Raw genomic sequence first — 21,785 nt, forward strand, 5'->3', positions numbered from 1 at the left:
TTGATGTTAGCGTAACAGAATAACTTAACAAAGGAGTTGTAATTCTTGGTAAAATGTATATGAGGGGGGAAGAGATGCCATTCGTTAAACATTTTGGGGTAAATGTAGTTGAAAAACCTAGTGGATTAAAATTAACAAGAGAAAATTATATAGAGAAAGTAACTTTTAAAGATTCACATTTAAAGAAACTCTATACTGATTCAATTATAAATTGCCACACAGAAGCTTGTTTATATAATTACGATAAGAATATGAACTATTTTCATTCATTATCTCATAAAGATTTTAATGAAGAGTTAGAAAATTTCATCCGTGAAAATATGAACTTTAAGGAAATTACAGACCTAACTTCTGTAGATGGTAAATCTGGATATTACATTATGGTGTTAGACGAATATGCTCAAGCTTATATTGGTACAAGCCGTGATATCAAAAAACGAATACAACAACATTGGCGTATGCAAATGTTTTTTGATCGAATGATATTTGGCACTAAAGAAAATTCAATTTTATCCATAAATAGCTTTAGGTCTTTAGATACTACAAGGATATTTGTATATTTAACATCTAACACTTATCACCTCGAAGATAAATTAATTAATCAATTTGATAATAAATATCTTTTGAATAGAACTGCTGGTGGAGTTTTAGATGGATTATCGGGAGCTATAGCAAATGGAAAAACTAGAGATTTGTCTGTTTAGGACAATTAGTTGAGCAAAAAAGGCATTGCATATTAGCAGTATAAATATGTAATGCCTTTTCCTTATTTAAAATTTGGTATTAACTTTTTAACCCTATCCACAACTGTTTTCCTTTTTATTTTGGAACCTTTAGATGTTGCAAAGCAGATGAATGAAGCCTGTGTACGGTTCTCATGGAAACATTAAGGTTAGCACAGATTTCTTCCCAGTTAAGAAAGTTAATGTATCGGTAGCGAAGAAGTAGCTTCTCATCCACATTTTCCATCTGGTTAATCGCTTCACGGATATCTGATTTCAGCTTTATTAATCGTTCCACCTCTTGTTGTATCTGTTGCTCCAAATCTACTATTCTAATCACATATTTTTCAAAGGGTGGGTCAGTACACTTGGTTCGACTGACTTTTTCCTCAAGAACGGGGGATGAAACACTTCTTGATAGTTCCCTTAAATTTTGTAACTCTTCAAGGTCGGAATTAATCAATTCATTCAAACGGTAAGCCTGTTTTAAGAATTCCTTAGCTGTCATCATCGCACCACCTCCTCTTGTAGCTGTTGAATTAACATGGCAGGGTTGAGAGAGGTGAGGACATTGAACAATCCAGAATGAAAGAAGCACTCAACCTCACGTTTCGTATATAAAGCAGAATCATTGCGAGGGTGTTTTGCTAGTCTTTTTAAAGCAAAACGATAATCCTTGACTGCCTGTAGAATAATGGCATTTGCCAGTTTTTCAAATGCATCCATCATACGGCATCCCTCGCTTTCCCAAGATTTGCTTTGACCGCATTAATAAGATCGGTTTGTGTCTTTTCCTTTCGTTTCAAGGCTCCCATCACATCTTCATCGATTGTGCATTTAGTAATGATGTGATGGATTACTACTGTCTCTTTTTGTCCTTGTCTCCAAAGTCTCGCATTTGTTTGTTGATAGAGTTCCAGACTCCAAGTAAGTCCGAACCAGATAAGCGTTGAACCTCCACTTTGTAAGTTGAGACCGTGTCCCGCCGATGCAGGATGGATAACTGCCACAGAAATATCACAGTTGTTCCAATCCTTAATATCCTTGGAAGTTTTAATTTCTCTGACATTAAATTTTGCCTTAATACGCTCCAAATCGTGATTATACCAATAGGCAATAAGCACGGGTTTGCCGTTAGCACCTTCAATTAAATCCTCTAGAGCATCTAGCTTGCGGTCGTGGATAATATGGGGTTTTTTATCATCATCATAGATAGCACCGTTTGCCATTTGCAGAAGTTTGCCTGAAAGGACAGCTGCATTCATGGCATCTATTTCTTCATCAGCAAATTCAAGAACCATCTCTTCACGAAAGTGATCATATACGGATTGTTCCTTGTCATTCAGATACACGGGCACTTCATTGATAACGCACTCTGGCATTTTCAGAAAATCGACTGATTTCATGGAAATGGTGATATCCGAAATGAGCCGATATATGGCATCTTCAGCACCTGGCAATGGTTTATATGAAAATACGATTTGCTGATTACGTTTATCCGGTGTAAAAAAGGAATTGCGGTAGTGAGTTATGTATCTGCCGAGTCTTTTACCCATGTCGAGAATACGAAACTCTGCCCACAAATCCATTAACCCATTACTGGAGGGTGTACCCGTAAGACCCACGATCCGTTTTGCCCTCGGCCTTACTTTTAGTAAACTTTTAAATCTTTTTGCACCATAGGATTTAAAGGATGATAGCTCATCGATTACCACCATGTCATAGTCAAAAGGGATGCCACTTTTGTTTACCAACCAGTCCACATTTTCTCTATTTATAAGATAGACACTTGCAGGTTTTCTAAGAGCCGCCAATCGCTCCTGCTCTGTACCGATTGCTACCGAAAACTCCAACCCTTTTAAATGCTCCCACTTATTTATCTCAGCTGGCCAAGTATCCCTTGCTACTCGAAGTGGGGCAATGACCAGAACCTTTCCAATTTCAAAACGATCAAGACATAAATCAAATATAGCCGTTAGAGTAATGACGCTTTTGCCAAGACCCATTTCTAAAAACACCGCAGCGATGGGATGCTTAAGTATGAAGTTCGTTGCATAGGTCTGATATTTATGAGGATTGTATTTCACCAAGTATCCCTCCAATCTGCTTAACATCATCAATGACATAGCAGGTAAAGCCTAACTTCTGTAATTGCTTTATTCTTCTAATCTGTAACAGGCGAGGTTTCTTTCCGGGAGCCTTTAATTCCACAAAAGCCATCTTCCATATGGTAAAAGCACTAGGCGGTCTGGCATCCCATCTAAACCCGGACTAACAAACTTCGCAGCAATGCCTCCCATCTTTTTTACCTCAGCCACCAGTTTCTTTTCTATATATTTTTCAAGCATAAATACCTCCCATATAAAAAGGCTCGGAACAAGAAAACAACTTTGACCCAATTTTCCTATACGCGCGCGTATGCGTGTATGCACAGGCTACTATTACTTCTTTTTACTATTTATAAATAAATAGGATACTTCTTGTTCCACTTGTTCCGAACCGTTGATTTTCCTTATCATTACTAACTTTAGGGAAAGAACCAGGATGGGAACAATGTAAGGTACAACTTAGCGTTGTTCCTCGACTCGGGAATAAGCTCGTTGCTTTCCGTAGACAGGAAACGTCACAACACCATTCTTGTTCCCAGTGTACTTGTTCCACTCACTGATCTTTCTCATAATGGCACCGATGGCATAGGAATCTGAAGGCTTTAGCATGGATGCCTCTTTACCGAAACACTCACACCAAATCTCCATATTGCAGACAAGGGTTCTTTGTACTGTTCCAACCCGGGTGCCGCCGCCAAATTCGCTACCGCCGAGGTAATTTCTACGCTCGTACAAAGACATCGTGACCCAATCATCCGGCAAGAGCGTATCCAAGTAGGTACGAACTAGTCCTTCTCGTTCATCCGTTTCCATAGCATCTGCCTGTTCACTAGTTGCCATGGTTACATCATCACCTTCAAGGTAGAGTTTTTCGCCCTTCTCATAAAGCTCTAGTGTCTCTGCCCAAATCTGCTGTACTTCCTCTTTGGTCATCTTCCAAGCTTTCTTTTTACTGTTTCCGCTAATACGGACTGGCCAGAATCTGCGGTTGCCTGTAATATCCCGAAGAAATCCGCTTTCTGCATTGGTAGAACCTACAATTACGCATTGACGGGGATGGCTTTCGACGTTGACCCCATAACTTGCCCGGTACTTATCATCAGCCCTCGAAATAAAGGACTTCACAATCTCCACATCCGTCTTACGCATTCCTGCAAGCTCACCGAGTTCCAACAACCAATATCCTTGAAGTTTTTCAGCACCTGATTTATCTTTCATGTCCGTAATGGTCAAACTGTCTGAAAACCAATCTCCGGCAAGCTTAGCAAAGAAGGTTGATTTACCGATGCCTTGAGGACCGTTTAAGATAAGAACACTATCAAACTTTGTGCCTGGTCTATAAATACGGGCTACCGCTGCAACCATCGTTTTGCGAATAATTGCCTTTGTGTAGGAATTATCTGTTGCACCGAAATAATCAATGAGTAGATTTTCTACTCGACTAATACCATCCCATTTTGGCAGTGAGTCGAGATACTCCTTAACAGGGTGGTAGGCTCGTTCTGACGCTACAGCTAACACAACATCTTTGGTCTTGGTAGGGGAATAGACTCCGTATTTACTGCTTAAGTACACCTTAAGAAGCGCGTTATCCGAATCATTCCAACCCGCCTTAATCTGGTCCCAAGGCAGACCACCTTTGGCATCAATACCATCACGATGGCAGTTGAAAGCGATATGCTGTAAATCTTCATCATGCCGAATAATCAAGACGATGTTGTCTAAAGTGTCTTTTATTCGGCCTTGCTTATCCAATTCCAAAGCTGTCTGCCAATCCTCATCACTAAACTCCTCTTCAGCCTGTGCCTGTCTTTCCTTAGAAAACTCAGCTTTTACTCTTTCATCTTTTATAGCAAACTCGCACATTGCCACAAAAGATGGCATCTTACCAGGAGCTGTGGTGGTAGAAGCTTTATCATCTAAAGAACCGAATTTATGAATACGAACGAGATCAAAAGCATTGAGGAGCAGGCCGCTTGCTGGGTCGGTGGCATGGTGGCTGTAAGCGAATTTATCATCATAAATTATTACACCCGCACTACTGTCAGCTGGAATATAGTCATAGCGCCCTTCCATAGCAGATGCTTCATAAACTGTACCTAAGAATTTCTCTATTGCTTCACGAACGGAATAGGCGCGACAGAAAGTTCCTACCACACCTTCCTTTAAAAGAGGATCTGCTTGTTCTTTAAGACTGCGATTAATAACTTCAGACTGCCTGCTTGATACGGGCCAAGTTGTTGTATCTCGCCAGTTTTCATATTTTGAAAGATAAATATCTGGGTCAAGTAATGCTCCATCCTGCTCTTCGTAGACAAATTGACCGTTAGAGGAAGTGGATGGCCAATACATAAGGCGATGGGCTTCATATGTCGTATCATCGAAAAGGTCAATACCGATTTCTTTTGCCACCATACGTCCAACAGCTGCATATTCTTCTTCGCTGATCTCACGAGCAAGGGGAACAATAAGCCTGAGTCTTGGATTTTCCGGTGTGTGCTTATGGGTGGAGTAAACGCAACATTTGAAGTCAAAAAGCATGCTGATTTGTTCCCAGATATCCGGTCTACCGTAATCCATATCAAGGGTAAGCAAAGAACGACACAGAACATTGCCCTTCTTTCGCCTTCCTTCTTTTAAATGTCCCCCGACAAAGCCGCCCACGTCTTTGATATCATCTTGCTGGCCTTTTTTAAGTTTCCGATATTCTTCTACCGTTTCTGTAGTACGTTGTGTTGTCTTTACACGGGAGCAAAAATCCCCCCAGGAGATATCTTTGTTTTTCCATTTTCTATCCATCCGGCTATTGCCCACTGCAATTTTCATAAGCTTTCAACCTCCTCATGCTCCGGACTAAAATATCTAACCGTTTGTCTGCGTTTCTTGGCTACTTCAATTTCCCTCGCCATACCGGTTGAGATGGTATTGCCCAGCACCCACACCTCGGAGCATTTGCCCATAAGCACGATGTCCATAAATATGGCAAGCTCCCGTTCCTCTGGGTTTTCATCATCCATAAACTGAGGAAACATAAGATGGGGAGCAATCGGGATACAGTTTTGGTCTAGAGCAAACCTGCAAAAACTGCGAGCCTTTTTAATGTTTCCTTCTACATCACCGGAATAGGGAGAACAGATATATACAAGCGGCTTAAAGGCAGATTTTTTCTCTGCCTTTTCCTTTTTCATTATGTTGGTCAGTGCTTCATGGGGAGTTGGATCATGGTATCCTTCATGATTGAATTTGTTGATTCCCATTACACACCCTCCATTTCTATCTGTGGCAAAATACCGTCTGCCTTCATCAGTTCGTAAATGAAGAGTCTGCCTTTTTGAGTCCAGTATGTATGGACCTTTGTATGTTGCTGGCCGTTACTGCCAAGATAGCTATGTGTCTTGGTGCTGGTGTAGCCTTTTTCCGCATACTTCTGATATAAAAGCCAGATGCCGCCTTGTTTAAACTGGACACCCTTTTTATTAAGATAGCGATTCATCCAAATAGCTGACTTGCCGTAATCTTTGGCAATTGCTGAGGTGGAAATGAGGTCTTTGCAATTTAAAACTACATCGTAATAGGAGACTTTCGGTTTCATTTCTGCAATTTGCTGATTCTGAACGGCAATCGTACCTTCAAGCACTTTATTTTGTTTCCTTACTTGAGTTAGCTGTTGATTGGCAATCTGAAGTGCCCTTGCCATGATTGCTTCTGGGGAATTCCATCTTCTTTCTATTTCAAGAAAGTATTGGCGACACTCTTTCCCTTTTGGAGTACGCTGTATCATGCATAGCTCTTTTGCCATGTCAATTGTTAACTGATGGTCAATGCTTGGTCTGCCTCCAGTACTTTCGCTCAAAAATGAGCTAAAGTCTGATCCTTCCTCAAATCCGTACTCACACATTCTTGGAAACCAATCTTTATAAGCGGTCTTTACTTCCAAGGCTTCATGTAAATCACGACCGAGTACGGTTGGTCGTTGATTTTCATAATTGATTTTTACTAATTCGTCCATACGAATTACCTCCTGCAATATAGTCAGAGAGGAAACCCCTCTACCTAATAGCCACAGGAGGTAATAATTGTTGAGGATTTTGAAAATATAAATTATACATCCGGATTTTTGTTCGAAATTTGTGTATGTAAAATAGATTTAAAAGCTGATTCAGTAATTTTCTACTTTTACAAACGGACTAGATTGATGAACAAAAAATGGTAACGTAAACTGTAATAGGCCTATAGGATTTGGAGCTAATAAGAGAAGAGGAAAACAATCATTTTGGTATCATATTTTATCTATGACCTGGATGAGTAAGGTTGGTAGAGCCTCGAGGAGAATCAATTAAAATAAAAAATACAGAGCGAGAAATTCTCACTCTGTATTTTTTATTTTACATCATTCACTTATTGCTTTTACTTGATGTTATTTTACGAGTGGCTAAAGCTATGATTCCACCAACTGCAATAAATACAATGTCCAAAACGATTTCAAACCCTTGAAACGCATCAATATAATTTACTAAAAACCAACTTTTTCCCCCATTAGTCAAATGATTGATTAATCCGCCTATTCCCTGAATAATAAAAAGTAGACTGAGACCACTGATAATTTCTTTCATGATGAACACCTCTTTAATATTTTTTCTAATTTAAAATGCCTCTAAGACCGATATTAAAAAAAACTGCACCTATGACTCCTGTCGCTACCAAGAGCGAAGAGATTGGAGCTTCATTTAATTTTGACCTGATTTTAATAAGAAATTGTTGCAATCTTTCTTTAAATATAATATTAACCCCTAACAGTAATAGAGAAGGAAGCACCATTACTAGATTGTATCCAATTATTATTAAGATAGCAGGTGTAGTCTCAATTGTTTGATGATTCATTAAAAAGATTGAATAAAAGTAAGGCAATGCCGTTACAAATTCAATTAGGAAAACAATGATTCCTAGTATAATCATCCCTTTAATTGTTGTATTTTTGGGGATAAATGAAATTAAACGTTTTTTTGTAGTCTCTTTTGGTTTACTGAAGCTTATTAGAACAAGAACTGCTCCAAGTAGGATATAAAACCAATTGATAAAGTCAAACTGAGACAATTGTTCTATTCTCTTCAATAATGAATTTCCACCAAAGTAGAGTAATAAACCCGTGATGAAATAGCCTAACTGCGTGATGAATAAAAACACAAATAAACGAGAAGATAACTGATTCGGTTGTGTCAGTAATAAATAGGCTGTTACAGTCAGTACACCGGGACTTAAAATATCAATTAAAGCACACAAAGAAATAATCATTAATGCTGAAGAAATGTCTAATGATGAAGAAGGCATCAATGCTTCAATAGTTTCGATCAAACAAACTAGTCCTCCTTTAAATGTTGTGGTATTATCTATTTAACACACCGTGCTATAAAAAGATAATAACACACTGTGCTAAATAAAGGAAGTGATTTTTATAATGCCAAAAATTGTTGATCATGATGAAAAGCGCAAACAAATTGCTGAGGCTGCATGGAATATTATTAGGAAAGAAGGGGTTGAGAAAGCGTCTATACGAAGAGTTGCAGCTGAGACAGGGATGTCTTCTGGTGCGTTAAGACATTATTTTTCAACTCAAGATGAAATGTTATTATTTATTATGAATTACTACTTAGAAGAAGGGAAAAAACGTTCTCAAAATAAAGAATGGTCAGAAAACCCAGTGCAGGCAGTAGAAGAAGTTTTATTAGAGCTAGTACCAATAGATGAAGAAAAGAAAATTGAAACGAGTGTTTGGTGGATTCTTGCATTACGTTCACTTACAAGTGATACAATAAAGGACAAAAAAGATGAAATGACGGACGGTACATATGAATTAGCAAATTCAATGATTGAAATCTTAGCTCTAAAAGGCGTATTATCAGATTCAATGAATGCAGAATTAGAAAAGAGTAGGTTAACGGCATTAATAGAGGGATTGTCGATTCATGCTTTATTAAGACCTGATGTATACTCTCCAGAAAAGGTGAAGGAAGTTATTCGTTATCATTTAGAGACACTCTGCAATAAAATCAATTAAGCTAATCGGTCGATGTATCAATTATTGTCCCATTTGTTTTTAATAGATTTAGTCTTACCCCTTGATTTATTATTAACTTTATAGAGAGAGGAGTCAAAATCGGTTCTTTCACTATATTTCTTCAAGATTCGAATTTTAACCCTTTATTCCACAAAAATGGAGCGTTTATTAAACAAACAAGATAGCACGTACCGGTCATAAAATAAGTGCTATCCTGTTTTCATTATTTAAAAATTGAAGGTCTTTTAACCTCCTCCCACACGATTATCCGATTACCAATTAATTTAATCTTTTTGATAAAACTGACACTCATAACCATCAGCACTAAGCAACAGGCCATTTGCCCATGTTGGTATCTTAGCCATCTGTTCACAGATAGCGGAAAGTGACGTCCCCATATCTGCCTCGATGATAATTTCATCGTGTACATGAGCCACAATGGAACAATTCTTTAATGTCTGCATGGCATGACACAAGATGTCACGACTGATTGCCTGAACAATATTCTCTACAAATTTGGGTCCATAGCTTTCGATTCTATCCCATTTTTTCGTCCCACCGACCCCTTCATAAGTAACCGACTCACCGCCAAACATATTCTCTCCCATACGAGGTTTCACATAGGCAAGCCGTCTGCCAGAAGGGAGGACAATGAAGAGCATCCCGCTTTGATAGATAAATTTAATGCCGTGTGTCTCTGTGGGAGTTTTTTGCTTAACACAAGTTTTTACTGCCCGGTCAACATCCCACCAGAGTTTTGTGATATTGGGATTGGACTGTCTCCAAGCCGTTACAAGCGGTTGTAGTTCCTCTTCTTCAATTCCCATCTCCAAAGCACCCATTGATTTTAATGCTCCAACAGATCCGCCGTAACCGAGGGCAAGTTCAGCGATTTTTCCTTTCTGACGAAGATGGCCATTCAAACCATGCTTTTCAACAGGTACACTAAACATTTGAGAAGCACTGGCACAGTAGATGTCACCACCATTTTGGAATACTTCTATTCTCCATTTTTCGCCTGCAAGCCAGGCAATGACGCGAGCCTCAATCGCTGAAAAATCTGCAACGATGAACTTCATGCCCTCTCGAGGTATAAAAGCAGTACGAATAAGCTCTGATAGTGCCTCTGGGATAGAATCATAGAGTAAAGTAAGAGCATCAAAGTTTCCGCTTCGAACTAAAGCACGAGTCTGTTCCAAATCAGGCATATGGTTTTGTGGGAGATTTTGCAGTTGAATCAGCCTGCCAGAGAATCTTCCTGTTCTGTTGGCTCCGTAAAACTGAAACATTCCTCTTGCACGACCGTCACTACATACTGCGTTCTCCATTGCTGTGTATTTTTTCAACGATGATTTCGCAAGTTGCTGACGAAGTTCTAAAACAGTGCCTAGTGGTTCAGGTGCTGTTTTTAACATCTCAGCAACAGCTTTTTTACCTAGGGACTCTGTTTCTAGCCCATTGTCGGCAAGCCAATCTTTCATTTGTTGCACAGAGTTTGGATTCTCTAAATTGGTTATATCCTGCATTAAAGCCATCAGCTTTTCACGGGAATGCTCATCCATCTCGACAGCCTGTTTTACGAAAGTCATGTCAATGGCAATGCCGCGATCATTGATTTCCTGGTCGATATGATATTCCTCCCAAATGGTCCCAGGCATCGGAAACTTGGATAATCTCTGCTGTATTGACATCTCAGTTTCCACATCACGAAGGTTATATGCTTTAAACCGCTCCCATTTTTCCACGTCATGTTCCGGCAGATTACGAACTCGACCGCCATTTGATTTAGTAGGGGAGCAGGGAGTACAGAAATATTTAATAAGGTCTTTACCTTCAGTCAATTTTTGCTTTTCTAAACCTAAAACTGCACCGACCCCCTCTAGCGAAAGCGGAAGTCCCATATATGCCGACCAGATCATGGAGCATTTCCAAGATGTAGGGTCAAGATAATTTGTAAGGTTAAGCCATTTTGATAGACACACACGCTCAAACATTGCATTAAAAGCCCACTTGGTGACGGAATTATCCATAAGTGCGTTTATAATTTCATCTGGGATTTCCTCTCCACAAGCAATGTCAACAACTTGTACTTCGCCGCCATCCACTGAATAGCCAAATAGTAAAATTTCAAAATCATCACTCTCGGCATAACGGTAAACACCAGACTTTTGAAGATTGGCGCCACTAAAAGTTTCAATATCAATAGAAATAGAATTCATGTATTACCGCCCTTTCCAATGCAAACGAGGTGGCAGAAGAACAACCTCCACCACCTCGTCTGTATTTATTCTTTATGCTAGAAAATCATCATCTTCAATGGTTGTGAAATCATCAGCAGCATTGGTTCTTCCACCTAAAGGCTCTCCATCTCTTATCTTCTGAATGTTACCAAGACCGCAAGCCACACCCTTATTGCCATTAGAGTTAAAAGCATAGAAATTTAGGGATACTCTTGCGTAACAACCGCTGTATACCTCGTTGCGATCTAGGATTGGTCTAACTGCTTTATCTACTATTTGGGGTGGAGTCTTGCTGTTGGCATTTACAAAGTAATTCCCTTTATATGCCTCATCATCACGTTCCACATCACCATCTCGAAGTGGCAGTTTGATAGCAGCCTTATTCGGCTTTTTACCGCCAAACTTTGCAATGCCCTCTTCAATGGCTGCATCTACGGCTGCATTGATAGCATTGATGGTTTCCTTATCTGTTTTTGGAATCAATACGGAAACACTGTATTTTTCCGCCCCGCCATTAATAGATACTGGTTCCCAGCCATGAAAGTAGCTGAGTCGTGTGTTAACGCTTGTAACAACCTTTGTTCTGTTTTGATTATTCATATTACGATTCCTCCGTTATCTCATTAAATTCGTTTTTTACGTTTGATATATTCATAGCTGGCCGCTTATCGGAAAGTGGAACCAGCGTTGGCTTACCTAGTGGTTTATGTATAAGACCACCGAGGATTTCTTCAAATTTCTTTTTGCCCATCAGTTTCTGCATTTCCGTTAAGGTAATAAGGCTGTGACGGTAGATATCCTTATAACCGTTTGCCTTGGCTGCTTCAGCCACAGCTTCTTCGTCTTTATATTTACGAACAGATCTGCCCTCGACTACCTTAAAACCGTACCACTCTTTACCGTGATTAACGGCTGCTTCTGTGGCATAAGCCATAATTTCATTCGCCCACTTTGTAAGGTCGGACAGTTTAGAAAGAACTTCTTCAATTTCAGAGTCCGTAAGCAGGGGTGGCAATTTAAACTCCATTTGTGCTAGTTTCAGTTTCTCTTCAGCCCTTGCACGACATTTAACAGCTGCTCGACAGAAAGTACACCATTCACCTGGAAGATAGTCACCTTCACCTTCATAGGCTTTTTTGGCCTTTGGTCTCAGTTCGTTTTCTGCCCAGTCATTTAATTCATTTACCGGCATTGTCCATGTACTGACATTCTCCCTGCGTGGCTGGAAGACAGTCATAGAAACCTCCTCGATGTCATACAGGCTATCGTAGATTTCCAAAGCTCCAAGGGCATATAATTTCATCTGTGGGTTTCCTACTGCATCTACTAACACACCCATGCCGTACTTAAAATCGATAATATGAAGCTTTTTATCGCCAATGATGATGCAGTCACCAGTTCCGAACCCCTGTGGTACATAGCAGGAAAAATCAAGACGTTGTTCAATAAGTATTAACGGGTCGGTACAGCTTTGTTTCGCCAGTTCAAACTGCTCCATTACAAATTCAACATAGGCATCGCTGTGTTCTTCCATCTCATCGGTGTTATAAGATGAAACAGGACGCTTACTTCTCATGTGAAGTGCTTTTTTAAGTTTATGTTCACAAAGAGCATGTGCGGCGGTGCCTTCAGCAGCTGCATTGGATTCGTTATTTTCAAATTCTAGTTCCAATCTTGCAGATGGAAGGCAATTCAGCCACCTATGGGACCCCGATGCGGAAAGTACTGCGTGATCACTCATTACCTAGTACCTCCGCATCTTTCAACATATCTGCATAATGTTTTGGGTCAACTTCGCTTAATTTAGAGCCACCGTATTTTTTGATGATTTCTCTTACTTGGGCAGTAAGACCGGCTTGGCTCTTCTCAGCAAGTTTTGCTCTGACTTCCTCTAGAGTGATTTCCTTTTTCTTTGGCGCAGGTTCTTTTACAGGTGTAGTCGGTTCTTTTGCTTCGACAGGTTCATTGCCCGCCATTGCATCAGCGACCGCTTTTATGCTGTCTGCCAAAGAACGCATATCAGAAACCACATCAAGAAGTAGTTTGATTTTGCTCATGGTTTGATCCTCCCTCCTTAATCTCACTAATGGCGAGTTCTTGTACGGTGTCACCCGGAACAAGAATAGTCAGTTTCTGCTTATCACCAAGTAAGAAACGAAGGAAACGCTCCCTTATGGTGACATTACGGCAAGTTACAATACCGCCAGATTGTGGAGTTTTTGAAACACTGATTTTCAAGTTGTGTTTCAAGTTCTTCACCTCTTTCTTGAGAGCGTTTATGTGTTGCCCTCTATCTATTAGCCGTGGCAAGAGGGGAAAGTTGAGGATTCTGGAAAAACTTTTTTTAATTTCTTCTTAGCGGTAGCCAAGCGATGTGAAATAGCACTTTTACTAACACCTTCTCGCTCTGCATACTCGGTCATTGTCATGCCATCAAGATATACAGCAATAAAAGGTTCTGAATGTTTCGGCTTAAGAATAGAACGAATAATCTCACAGCAATACTCATACTCTTCTTTTTTCTCACGAGTCTCTTCATCTGTGTTATCAGAGAAATAGTCCATATGATCCGTTTCATCTACAGCTTGGTCATCTTTACGGAATGGCTTCTTTGGCATCCCTCTGTTTCTATCAAACTTGTGCCAGTTATTGTAGTCGGGCTTGTTAAAACGCTCGTCCATAATCTCCTGTGGCGAACGGCGAGTTACAGTTTCCTTATCTTCGGCACAGGATAGCCTGTCCTCGTAATCTGCATCAATCATTAAGGTAAAGTCCTCGTCTGGTACCTCCAAATAGGTAGGTTTGTTGTCGTACATAATTCTAATTTTCATTTTGCATCCTTTCCGCCGGACTGCATTGGCGGCAAAGGATACAAAAATAGGTCTGTGCCTCGAAGTACACAGACCCTTTGTCCTGAAAATGAGCGCAACAAGGTAAGGTACTTCTATTGCAACGCATAACAATCCTAAACGGACTGAAACGTTACAATATGTATCCTTTGCCTTATTGCAAATCAGGCATTTGATATTTTTTTGTAGACGAGGAATGGTCTAATTCTTGCTAACTACGAAGGACCTTTCCTTCATCTATCATTATTGTAGGTGAGAATTGGACAGCCTTGGCGGACACCTCATGCCCGTTAATTTCAGGCTCAAAATGACGCTTTTCCCAACAAAAACACCTAAAAACAACAAAAAAAGCCATACACAAACCCTTAAAAGGATTCATGTATGGCTCACATATTTTGCAACTAAAAAACGGACATCCCGTGTCCGCTTTTTCAAAATATATTAAACTTTTATAATGGCTCTGCCCCATGTATTTGTAAAAATGCTCTAATCTCATCCATCGATTTTGCATATAGGTGAGTCAATGCAAAGTTATACCAAATATGACTATTGTTATTGAAGTTCAATGAAAATGGTGAGTTGCGAATTATATGACTGCTAATATTTGGCGGTAGATGAAGTCCAAGGCAAATCAATACAATGGAATTAATAGATCCCGGTTCCTCACCATTAACGATACGTCTTATGGTACGCTCGTTGACCAATATTTTCTCTGCTAATTCTTTATAAGTTACTTTTTTCCACTCACGTACTATTTTGAGAGAGCTGGTATAGCTATTTGGCAATTCATTATAGATTCGCATTTCTTCAGCTATCGTTTCGGCTAGTAATTGAGCCTTCTTTTCTGGAGCCGCATACTCAAAACCATTACAATACTTTATATCAAAATCTATATTTGATGTCTTATCACGGTTGAGGAAACATTCAGTATAGTATCTTTCCCTACACCCGGATTTGACTGATAACTCGAAAACCAAGCAGCACTCTTCCATATGGGTTCGTGCGTAGTCTGTAAGTACCGTTTGTCCGAATATATCCTGTGTTAAATATTTTGGATGGTTTAGCACAAAGTGAGAATCTACATATATATAACTTCCGTCTCTAACTAGAGCGGCCATTTCTGGATTGGTTATGCTTTGGATAGCAGCATCCTCTGCACCTATAGAAAAGGTCTGATTTCTTTCAAGCGCACCCTTCTTAAATCTATGCGGCTTGACGTAGCGACCATCTATATAAGTAAAAGTTCCGATTGCTTCCTCATATCCAGCATCAATCATTCGGATTTTAGCTGCTGCCCGAGATACACTGAAGAACGTTGCTAAGGCGTCAATAACTGGCTCCATTACATCTATAAGTTCAGATGTTCCCAGTTCTGAACTGAATTGCTTAATAAATTTGAACGCTTGGGTTTTAAACATGGCAAGTGGCATTTGTATCTTTGGAGCGAGGGCATTCGCCTGCCATTCCATCCAGTCAGTTGCATCTCTTGTATTGTCTTTTATACCCCCGACTACCTGACACTTGATTCGTGTGGCACTACTATTATATAACCGCTCCAATTCAAATGCTTTTCTATGTTGATCCCAATGAACACACTCATGTACAATAGTGTTATTGACTGATCCCAGATTACGAAGAAAGTAAGCTTTAGGGTCCACGATTATTGTGCGGCCACTCACACGGGTCTGTACCATTTCATCGCTATCTTCATCATAAAAATCCGCATCACAGTCGTGAAAGTATATCTGCCCAAAAACAGAGAAATCCTTTGTAATCTCTCTCATTTCTACTGTAAGGTCCATTTTTTCTGCCAACACCTGTGGCTCAACTGCCATTGGGTTTTTTAATGCTTCAGGATAATGTCTTCTAAGGAAGTCTGTGGCAACAGATTCTAGTTGTTCCTTATGGATGATAGGGACAAGGGAGTCTGACATAGGTTTCGGCTGCTTATTTTTGCTAGTATACTCAGTTATATTGGAGATTGTAAAGTCATCCAAATTGCAATCTAAATCTCCTGAGCATTCCAGCATAAACCATTGCCGACAATTTTCTGATTCATCATAACGATGATTTGATTCACGGACTTCGAATTCAGCTTCAACAGCAACATCAAATTCTATTTTCATGTCCGGTAAGTCATTAACAGATACGAACTTTACTTCTATATCTGATAACTCAATGCCGCCGATGTTTTGAACTCTGTATAGCCGTAAGTCTAAGCCATCGTAGTTTTCTTCAGTGAAATCCTGTATGGCAGCAAACATTTTATTATAGAATCTTTCTGCCACATATTCTTTAAATGAACGATTACCTGCCATACTCCCCCACATCCCCTTTATAAATGAAGTAAGCCTATATCCATTTTTTCATTTGCTAAATAGTGCGAGTATATCAATTCTGCGGGCAACTGTCTTATTTGTATATTCTGTAACCCGAGAGCATCTAACATTTCTATATTGACGTATCCCTTATTAATAATGCTATGTTGTTCGGTTGGCATCAAAAAGCAATTTTTAACATCGTGAATTCCATGATCATTAACAAAATTTTTATATGCCAACTGATATAGGTACTGCTTTGTAATATCACCAATTCCAGGTTGTCCCCGTAGTTCTTTTCCATGCTCAAGTTGAATATTATAATACTTAGCATCAAATATAATGAACTGATGTGAGTTATTCATCTTATGGATCGACACAAGGTCTGGGACGAGGGTTTCCCTAGCGGCCTTTTGAAATTCAGAACCATCTTGCTTATAACCATTCCACTTTGGCTTTTCTATTAATGAAATGAGCAGGTCATAAGGATTATATCCGTCAGATAACGAAATAGGCAGTGAACCTAGTGGAGTCTGTAATTGATTGTCCAGTACTTCCGCACACACCTTTTCCCATACTAAATTAAAACTGTTTGTACCAAACATAGTGAAACAATCAATTTCTGCAAGTGTGCTACTATGTGCAACATAGGCGTATAACGTCTTTAGTAATAACTGCTTTCTTGTATTAAACTGCAAATTCAATTCATTTTGTATGCGGTAAAGTATATAGTCTTTTTCTCCAAAGTCATCAAGTTCTTCATCAGACACTTCAACCGGAAGTATATCAAACAAATCCAACAAATCTGCATCTTTTAGTTCCCTAGAGCAAATACTTATAATAGATTCATGGAGCCTTTTAAAGTAATCAAAATCATCATTTATACGTTTTTGTGTAAACAGTTCTATGTAATATGGTCGATTATTACTGAGATAAGTAAAGGTCTCATTTATCGTCTTGTCCCACAGTATTTCACCCGAACCATTAGTTTCAATTATATCTTTTGTATTCGTATATGCACCATTTTCGTAGTAGTCATGTAGCAAGAAAATCATAACAGCAAGCAAGTTGAAAGCACTACTTTCACTGTTATCATTATACATACGAATGATTTGCTCTTTGGCATTATACTTTTCAAGAACTTTTATTATTGTTTTTAACTCAGTTAAGGGATCATTATTAGTTAAGATATATTTAGGATAGCATTTTAATACACAACCCCAAACGGTTATTACACCAACGAAAGTAAACACATAAAGGTATTCGTTCTCACCAATCTCTACATCTGCAACTTCAATATCCTCTTCCAAAAGGTCTGACATATTTTTTTGAGAATCCGTTGCTTTAACAGCCTTTAGAACACCAAACTCTTTCAAACGCTTAATAATATCTACCGTTTTTTCTTCCGAGCATTGAAAGATGTCCTGTAATTCAGTTTGATTGTATCTTTTCTGTTCTCGGACAAACTTCGATATCATTCTGCACCGTCCCCTGTAAGGTTATTTGTAGGTGCAGTAGCAGGGAATTTATTGCTGATATTTTTGGCAAAGATAAATACACCCTTTTCCTCAAACTCTTTGCAAATAGAAGAGTATGTCGTCTTATCATTACAACCATCAAAAAGAGTCTGGCGTTTCTGCTTTGCTGCGTCATCAAATAAATACATGATAACTTTGCTCTTAAATGTGGCGATAAACTTTGTCGGGTCAATAGGCTCCGTTTCAGGAACGATTTTCTTTGACAGAAAATATGGGCCAAGCAACTTATCCTCATTCACTTTATATGAAAGAAGTTCAGTATTTATCGCTTTACGCAATTCATTCCACTCAACTATTCTCTTGTTTGCACCTTTACCTAGTTCAACAGTTTTACCTACAATTTTTTCTTCGCTATCATCAATACCTAAATAAGTGAAGTCCCATCTACGTTTGAATGCAGTATCCATAGGGAATACTCCTTGGTCAGCACTATTCATAGTTGCCCATATAAACATATTATCTGGGATTTTGATTTCAGAATACTCTTGTGGATTACCTCCTAATTCTTTAGCAAGATATTTTTTAATATCCTCAGATGTTTGAATAGCATATTCACTAACATTGTCCTCATCACGGTCTAATAACTGAAATATATCACCAAATACAGCTGCAACATTCGCTCTGTTGATTTCTTCAACAATTAATAAAAATGGCTTAGGACTATCTGACTGAGCATTTTTAAGTGCTTTAACATACGTCCTCATAAATGGGCCAGGAACGTATTCATATGCAATTTCACTAGCAGGTTGTTTATTTGAAATCAGATTTACATATGGCCTAATCGCACGACCATGATTTCGTTCAACGCTATTATCACCACTAGCATCAGAGCCATCTTTTTTCTTAGTTTTAAACTTGTCATCACTATATAATCCTAGTAAAAGTGGTAAGCGAGTTAAATCGCCATCTTTAAATTTTTCATATAGCAAATCATATTTTTCTTGAGCCGTTTTATCATCCAACAGAACAGTTAAAACATCCCTCTCATCTTTGCTTCCAATCAGATTCTTTACTGAATCCACCATCGTAGGCTTGTAAGTTCCCACAAAGTTAGCATACGAATAGTCGGGATGGAAAGTCACACGCTCGTACTCGCCACCATTTTTAAGCAAGGTCTCCTTATCTCGATTTAAAGTATAACTTTTACCTGTTCCTGGAGCACCAAAGATAATTCTATTATGGTGGAAATCAGTTTGATATCCTGTTTTATATTTTATTAATTCAGCATTAGAAGAATCGGTAAGATAGTCATCATTGGATTCATGTGCAGCATCTGCCCCACTCTCTACTTCTTCATACTCATCAATTCCTACGATTTTTGTAGTACTTAGAGACAAGAATGTAGAAACACGTTTTTGATAATCAGCAAGGTTTAGATCCGGATCATTTGTAGAAGTAACTGTTCCACGCGAATAGTTCAAATATGGATTAGTTCCATCATTTAGCGAGGTTTTCAGAACTCGTAATGAACCCTTGGCTTCTTTATCACCATTAATATCTACTGGTTCGGTGGTAGCTAAAAGTTTACGATAGATGCTATCTTGATTAAAAATTACATCTTGACCACTATCATCAAGTTTAAATACGGCTGTTTCTGACAAAGCCGTTAATACGGACTTAAGCAATTTATCTTCTCGTTCACTTGTGGCAACATTCAATCCCAACCAATTAAGCAAAACTTCCTTATATTTCTCCTCTGCCACAGCCATAGCTACATCAATAATATCCATATTCAAAGTAAAATGTATCTCTTTTGGATATCTCACACCACCTGTTCTCTCAGAACTAACAGGCTTAGTATTATCCTGAAAAACAATTTCGCCCAATTTCCAATACAGTTCAAACGCTACAATAAGAGCTTCCATTTGTGATTTTAGTAGTTGATTGTTATTCACCGTTTGACGAAATTGATCATCCGAAATGCCATGAACACTATACACTGGTGAAGAATATGCAATAAGCTTATTCATGAGTTCATCCGAAATACGAATTGAATCACCATCTTGAACTGAATACTTTACTTCTGCGGGACGTCCTTCACTCTTCCAAATCAAAATAAAAAGGGCAAGTGTGGCTTTAACGTTGGGCAAAGATGACTTAATGCCAAGCTTTAAATCTATATCTTCATAAATTTCCATGTTTTCAGGCCTTTGCATATGCAGTATCCTCCTTATAGACTTCTATATCTTTCATAATAACCTGAGCAATGGCTTTAGCTAATAAAGGCGGAACAGCATTTCCTACCTGTTTCATTTGAGATCCTTTAGTACCAACAAAGTGAAAGGAGTCTGGGAAAGACTGTATGCGAGCCGCTTCACGAACAGTAATTGCACGATTCAAAAAAGGATGTGTAAACTTTCCTGATGATGGTGTATCAAACCGTGTCGTAATGGTAACAGATACTTCATTTTTTCTCATACGGGTCCAAGTACCACTATAAATAGATTTTGTTAAGTGCTCTTCTGGAAGAACCTCCTTGCCACTATTTGGTGGAATCAATGACAACCTTTCTAAAGCTAAAGCAGAATGATTAGTTGCAACGTGATTATATAAAATAGTTGATTCTTTTCTCAAAGTTTCTTGGTAAGAACTTTGTGGCGGGTTTCTATATTCTTGCTTTTCAGATCCCTCGCCAGAATTCAAGTAAGCTAAATCACTTATTGCATCCCATATTGTTACTTTACCTTCTTGTGGTGTTGGGAGTGAAGGAGCAACATCTCCTTGCTTACCAATAATTATCGCACGTCTTCTATTTTGTGGCACTCCATAATCTGACGCATTCAACACTCCCATGTTTAATTCGTAACCCATGTCATTAAAGAGTTTCTCTAGTTCCTTCTTAAAATACCCGCGTTCAGCAGTAAGTAAATTAGGGACATTTTCCATCACAAAGTACTTGGGTCGTACTTTCTCAACAACTCTCACAAAAGATTTAAAAAGGAAATTACGTTCATCATGAATTGTTTTCCTCTGACCCTTCTGCGAAAATCCTTGACATGGTGGCCCTCCGATAATGACGTCTATTTCCCCAAAATACCTTGAAAATGTTTCTTCAAAATCTACTGTTGTTATATCGGCCACTAACATATCGGTATTAGGATGGTTTATTTTATAGGCATCTGCTATTGAGACATCATACTCATTTGCAAATACTACATCAAATCCCATTTGTTCAAATCCCAAAGACATTCCTCCAACACCTGCAAATAAATCGATTACTTTAGGCTTCATTTGGCACCTCCTCGATACGCTTAGATGCAGCATTAAAATAATCTTTATCTAACTCAATTCCAATAAAGTTTCTATTATGTCTTTTCGCAGCTACTCCAGTTGTTCCGCTTCCCATAAATGGGTCCAAGACAGTATCACCCTCAATAGATAAAATTTCCACAAAATGTTCCATTAATTGTTCTGGCTTTTGAGTAGGGTGCTTGCCATATTTTTTCTCCCCATTCGGTGTAATTGAGGTTTCTATAAAATCATGTATTAAACGCCCTTCATTATTAAATGTACCTGTACGTGTTTTATATGTGAAGTATAGCCATGCTTCAGTTGAATTGACAAAATGGAGGTTCATATTTCGTGGCATTGGATTTAACTTATGCCAAATACCTGTAGTCTTATAATAAAATCCACTTTTTTCTGCAAGCCTAATCAACGTTTCAACTTTAATAATTGCCATGAAGACAATCATAGAACCACCTTTTTTTAATACCCTAGCAGACTCCATAAAAAAGTTGTCCATTGACTTTTGCCAATCATCAAAATCAAGGTCATCCCAACCAGCTGCTCCAAAAAAGTTTTCTCTCATTTTCACAAGATTAGTATCTCTATTTTTCATAAAATTCCCTAAATTATATGGGGGATCGGTTATTATCAAATCAACAGATGCATCGTCTAGTTGCTTCATCGTTTCGATACAATCACCGTTGTATAAACGTATTTCTGCCATAAA

General features: G+C 38.7%; 21 protein-coding genes. 2 read left to right on the forward strand and 19 right to left on the reverse strand.

What is annotated here, in order from left to right; translation table 11 throughout:
• Positions 1–74: 74 nt before the first annotated feature.
• Complete coding sequence (locus I5818_RS23455; RefSeq protein WP_078109988.1) at positions 75–704, forward strand: hypothetical protein; 630 nt, start codon at positions 75–77, stop codon at positions 702–704.
• A 115-nt stretch (positions 705–819) separates the two neighbouring features.
• Here the strand turns inward: I5818_RS23455 and I5818_RS23460 are convergent, their stop codons facing one another.
• The 9 genes from I5818_RS23460 to I5818_RS23500 all read right to left on the reverse strand — a co-directional run bounded on the left by I5818_RS23460 (position 820) and on the right by I5818_RS23500 (position 8,182).
• Complete coding sequence (locus I5818_RS23460) at positions 820–1,233, reverse strand: DUF1492 domain-containing protein (RefSeq protein WP_078109987.1); 414 nt, start codon at positions 1,231–1,233, stop codon at positions 820–822.
• On the reverse strand, positions 1,230–1,451 hold the full coding sequence (locus I5818_RS23465) for a hypothetical protein (RefSeq protein WP_244975357.1): 222 nt from the start codon (positions 1,449–1,451) through the stop codon (positions 1,230–1,232). The genes I5818_RS23460 and I5818_RS23465 overlap by 4 nt, the downstream gene beginning before the upstream one ends.
• Positions 1,448–2,809 (reverse strand): DEAD/DEAH box helicase, encoded by a 1,362-nt coding sequence (locus I5818_RS23470; protein WP_235849615.1) that lies wholly within the window; start codon positions 2,807–2,809, stop codon positions 1,448–1,450. The genes I5818_RS23465 and I5818_RS23470 overlap by 4 nt, the downstream gene beginning before the upstream one ends.
• A 114-nt stretch (positions 2,810–2,923) precedes the next feature.
• Positions 2,924–3,070 carry a hypothetical protein gene (locus I5818_RS26520; protein WP_455749000.1) on the reverse strand — a complete coding sequence of 49 codons (147 nt, stop codon included), beginning with the start codon at positions 3,068–3,070 and terminating at the stop codon, positions 2,924–2,926.
• A gap of 219 nt (positions 3,071–3,289) precedes the next feature.
• On the reverse strand, positions 3,290–5,656 hold the full coding sequence (locus I5818_RS23480) for a virulence-associated E family protein (protein ID WP_078109984.1): 2,367 nt from the start codon (positions 5,654–5,656) through the stop codon (positions 3,290–3,292).
• Entirely contained in the window at positions 5,653–6,087 is a 435-nt protein-coding gene (locus tag I5818_RS23485) for a DUF7768 domain-containing protein (protein ID WP_000512442.1), read from the reverse strand. The genes I5818_RS23480 and I5818_RS23485 overlap by 4 nt, the downstream gene beginning before the upstream one ends.
• Positions 6,087–6,839, reverse strand: coding sequence for a phage antirepressor Ant (locus tag I5818_RS23490; protein WP_000344037.1), 753 nt, complete (start codon positions 6,837–6,839; stop codon positions 6,087–6,089). The genes I5818_RS23485 and I5818_RS23490 overlap by 1 nt, the downstream gene beginning before the upstream one ends.
• Before the next feature lie 385 nt (positions 6,840–7,224).
• On the reverse strand, positions 7,225–7,443 hold the full coding sequence (locus I5818_RS23495) for a hypothetical protein (RefSeq protein ID WP_000658732.1): 219 nt from the start codon (positions 7,441–7,443) through the stop codon (positions 7,225–7,227).
• Positions 7,444–7,468: 25 nt separating this feature from the next.
• The gene (locus tag I5818_RS23500) at positions 7,469–8,182 is read right to left on the reverse strand and encodes a GAP family protein (RefSeq protein WP_015926217.1); all 714 of its coding nucleotides are present in this window, start codon (positions 8,180–8,182) and stop codon (positions 7,469–7,471) included.
• A gap of 103 nt (positions 8,183–8,285) precedes the next feature.
• Between I5818_RS23500 and I5818_RS23505 the strand changes: the two genes are divergently transcribed.
• Positions 8,286–8,885, forward strand: a complete 600-nt coding sequence (locus I5818_RS23505) for a TetR/AcrR family transcriptional regulator (protein WP_078110017.1) — start codon at positions 8,286–8,288, stop codon at positions 8,883–8,885.
• Positions 8,886–9,169: 284 nt separating this feature from the next.
• Here the strand turns inward: I5818_RS23505 and I5818_RS23510 are convergent, their stop codons facing one another.
• From I5818_RS23510 to I5818_RS23555, 10 genes are all read right to left on the reverse strand, one after another.
• Positions 9,170–11,104, reverse strand: coding sequence for a DNA polymerase (locus I5818_RS23510; RefSeq protein ID WP_026561412.1), 1,935 nt, complete (start codon positions 11,102–11,104; stop codon positions 9,170–9,172).
• 72 nt (positions 11,105–11,176) lie between these two features.
• A complete protein-coding gene (locus I5818_RS23515; protein ID WP_026561413.1) occupies positions 11,177–11,725 on the reverse strand; it encodes a DUF2815 family protein in 549 nt (182 codons plus the stop codon).
• A 1-nt stretch (position 11,726) separates the two neighbouring features.
• Positions 11,727–12,866: a DUF2800 domain-containing protein gene (locus I5818_RS23520; RefSeq protein ID WP_078110018.1), complete on the reverse strand. Its 1,140-nt coding sequence runs from the start codon at positions 12,864–12,866 to the stop codon at positions 11,727–11,729.
• Positions 12,859–13,182, reverse strand: a complete 324-nt coding sequence (locus tag I5818_RS23525; protein ID WP_078110019.1) for an rRNA biogenesis protein rrp5 — start codon at positions 13,180–13,182, stop codon at positions 12,859–12,861. Before I5818_RS23525 ends, I5818_RS23520 begins: the two co-directional genes overlap by 8 nt.
• Before the next feature lie 240 nt (positions 13,183–13,422).
• Positions 13,423–13,956 carry an ECF-type sigma factor gene (locus I5818_RS23530; RefSeq protein WP_235849625.1) on the reverse strand — a complete coding sequence of 178 codons (534 nt, stop codon included), beginning with the start codon at positions 13,954–13,956 and terminating at the stop codon, positions 13,423–13,425.
• A 467-nt stretch (positions 13,957–14,423) separates the two neighbouring features.
• Complete coding sequence (locus I5818_RS23535) at positions 14,424–16,292, reverse strand: helix-turn-helix domain-containing protein (RefSeq protein WP_035198872.1); 1,869 nt, start codon at positions 16,290–16,292, stop codon at positions 14,424–14,426.
• Positions 16,293–16,309: 17 nt separating this feature from the next.
• A complete protein-coding gene (locus I5818_RS23540) occupies positions 16,310–17,770 on the reverse strand; it encodes an LlaJI family restriction endonuclease (RefSeq protein ID WP_078110021.1) in 1,461 nt (486 codons plus the stop codon).
• On the reverse strand, positions 17,767–19,986 hold the full coding sequence (locus I5818_RS23545) for a 5-methylcytosine-specific restriction endonuclease subunit McrB (protein WP_078110022.1): 2,220 nt from the start codon (positions 19,984–19,986) through the stop codon (positions 17,767–17,769). Before I5818_RS23545 ends, I5818_RS23540 begins: the two co-directional genes overlap by 4 nt.
• Positions 19,973–21,061, reverse strand: a complete 1,089-nt coding sequence (locus I5818_RS23550) for a DNA cytosine methyltransferase (protein ID WP_066226112.1) — start codon at positions 21,059–21,061, stop codon at positions 19,973–19,975. Before I5818_RS23550 ends, I5818_RS23545 begins: the two co-directional genes overlap by 14 nt.
• Positions 21,051–21,782, reverse strand: a complete 732-nt coding sequence (locus tag I5818_RS23555) for a DNA-methyltransferase (protein WP_078110023.1) — start codon at positions 21,780–21,782, stop codon at positions 21,051–21,053. The genes I5818_RS23550 and I5818_RS23555 overlap by 11 nt, the downstream gene beginning before the upstream one ends.
• Positions 21,783–21,785: the final 3 nt, after the last annotated feature.

Origin of the sequence: Heyndrickxia oleronia (assembly GCF_017809215.1) — a bacterium.
Classification (GTDB): domain Bacteria; phylum Bacillota; class Bacilli; order Bacillales; family Bacillaceae_C; genus Heyndrickxia; species Heyndrickxia oleronia.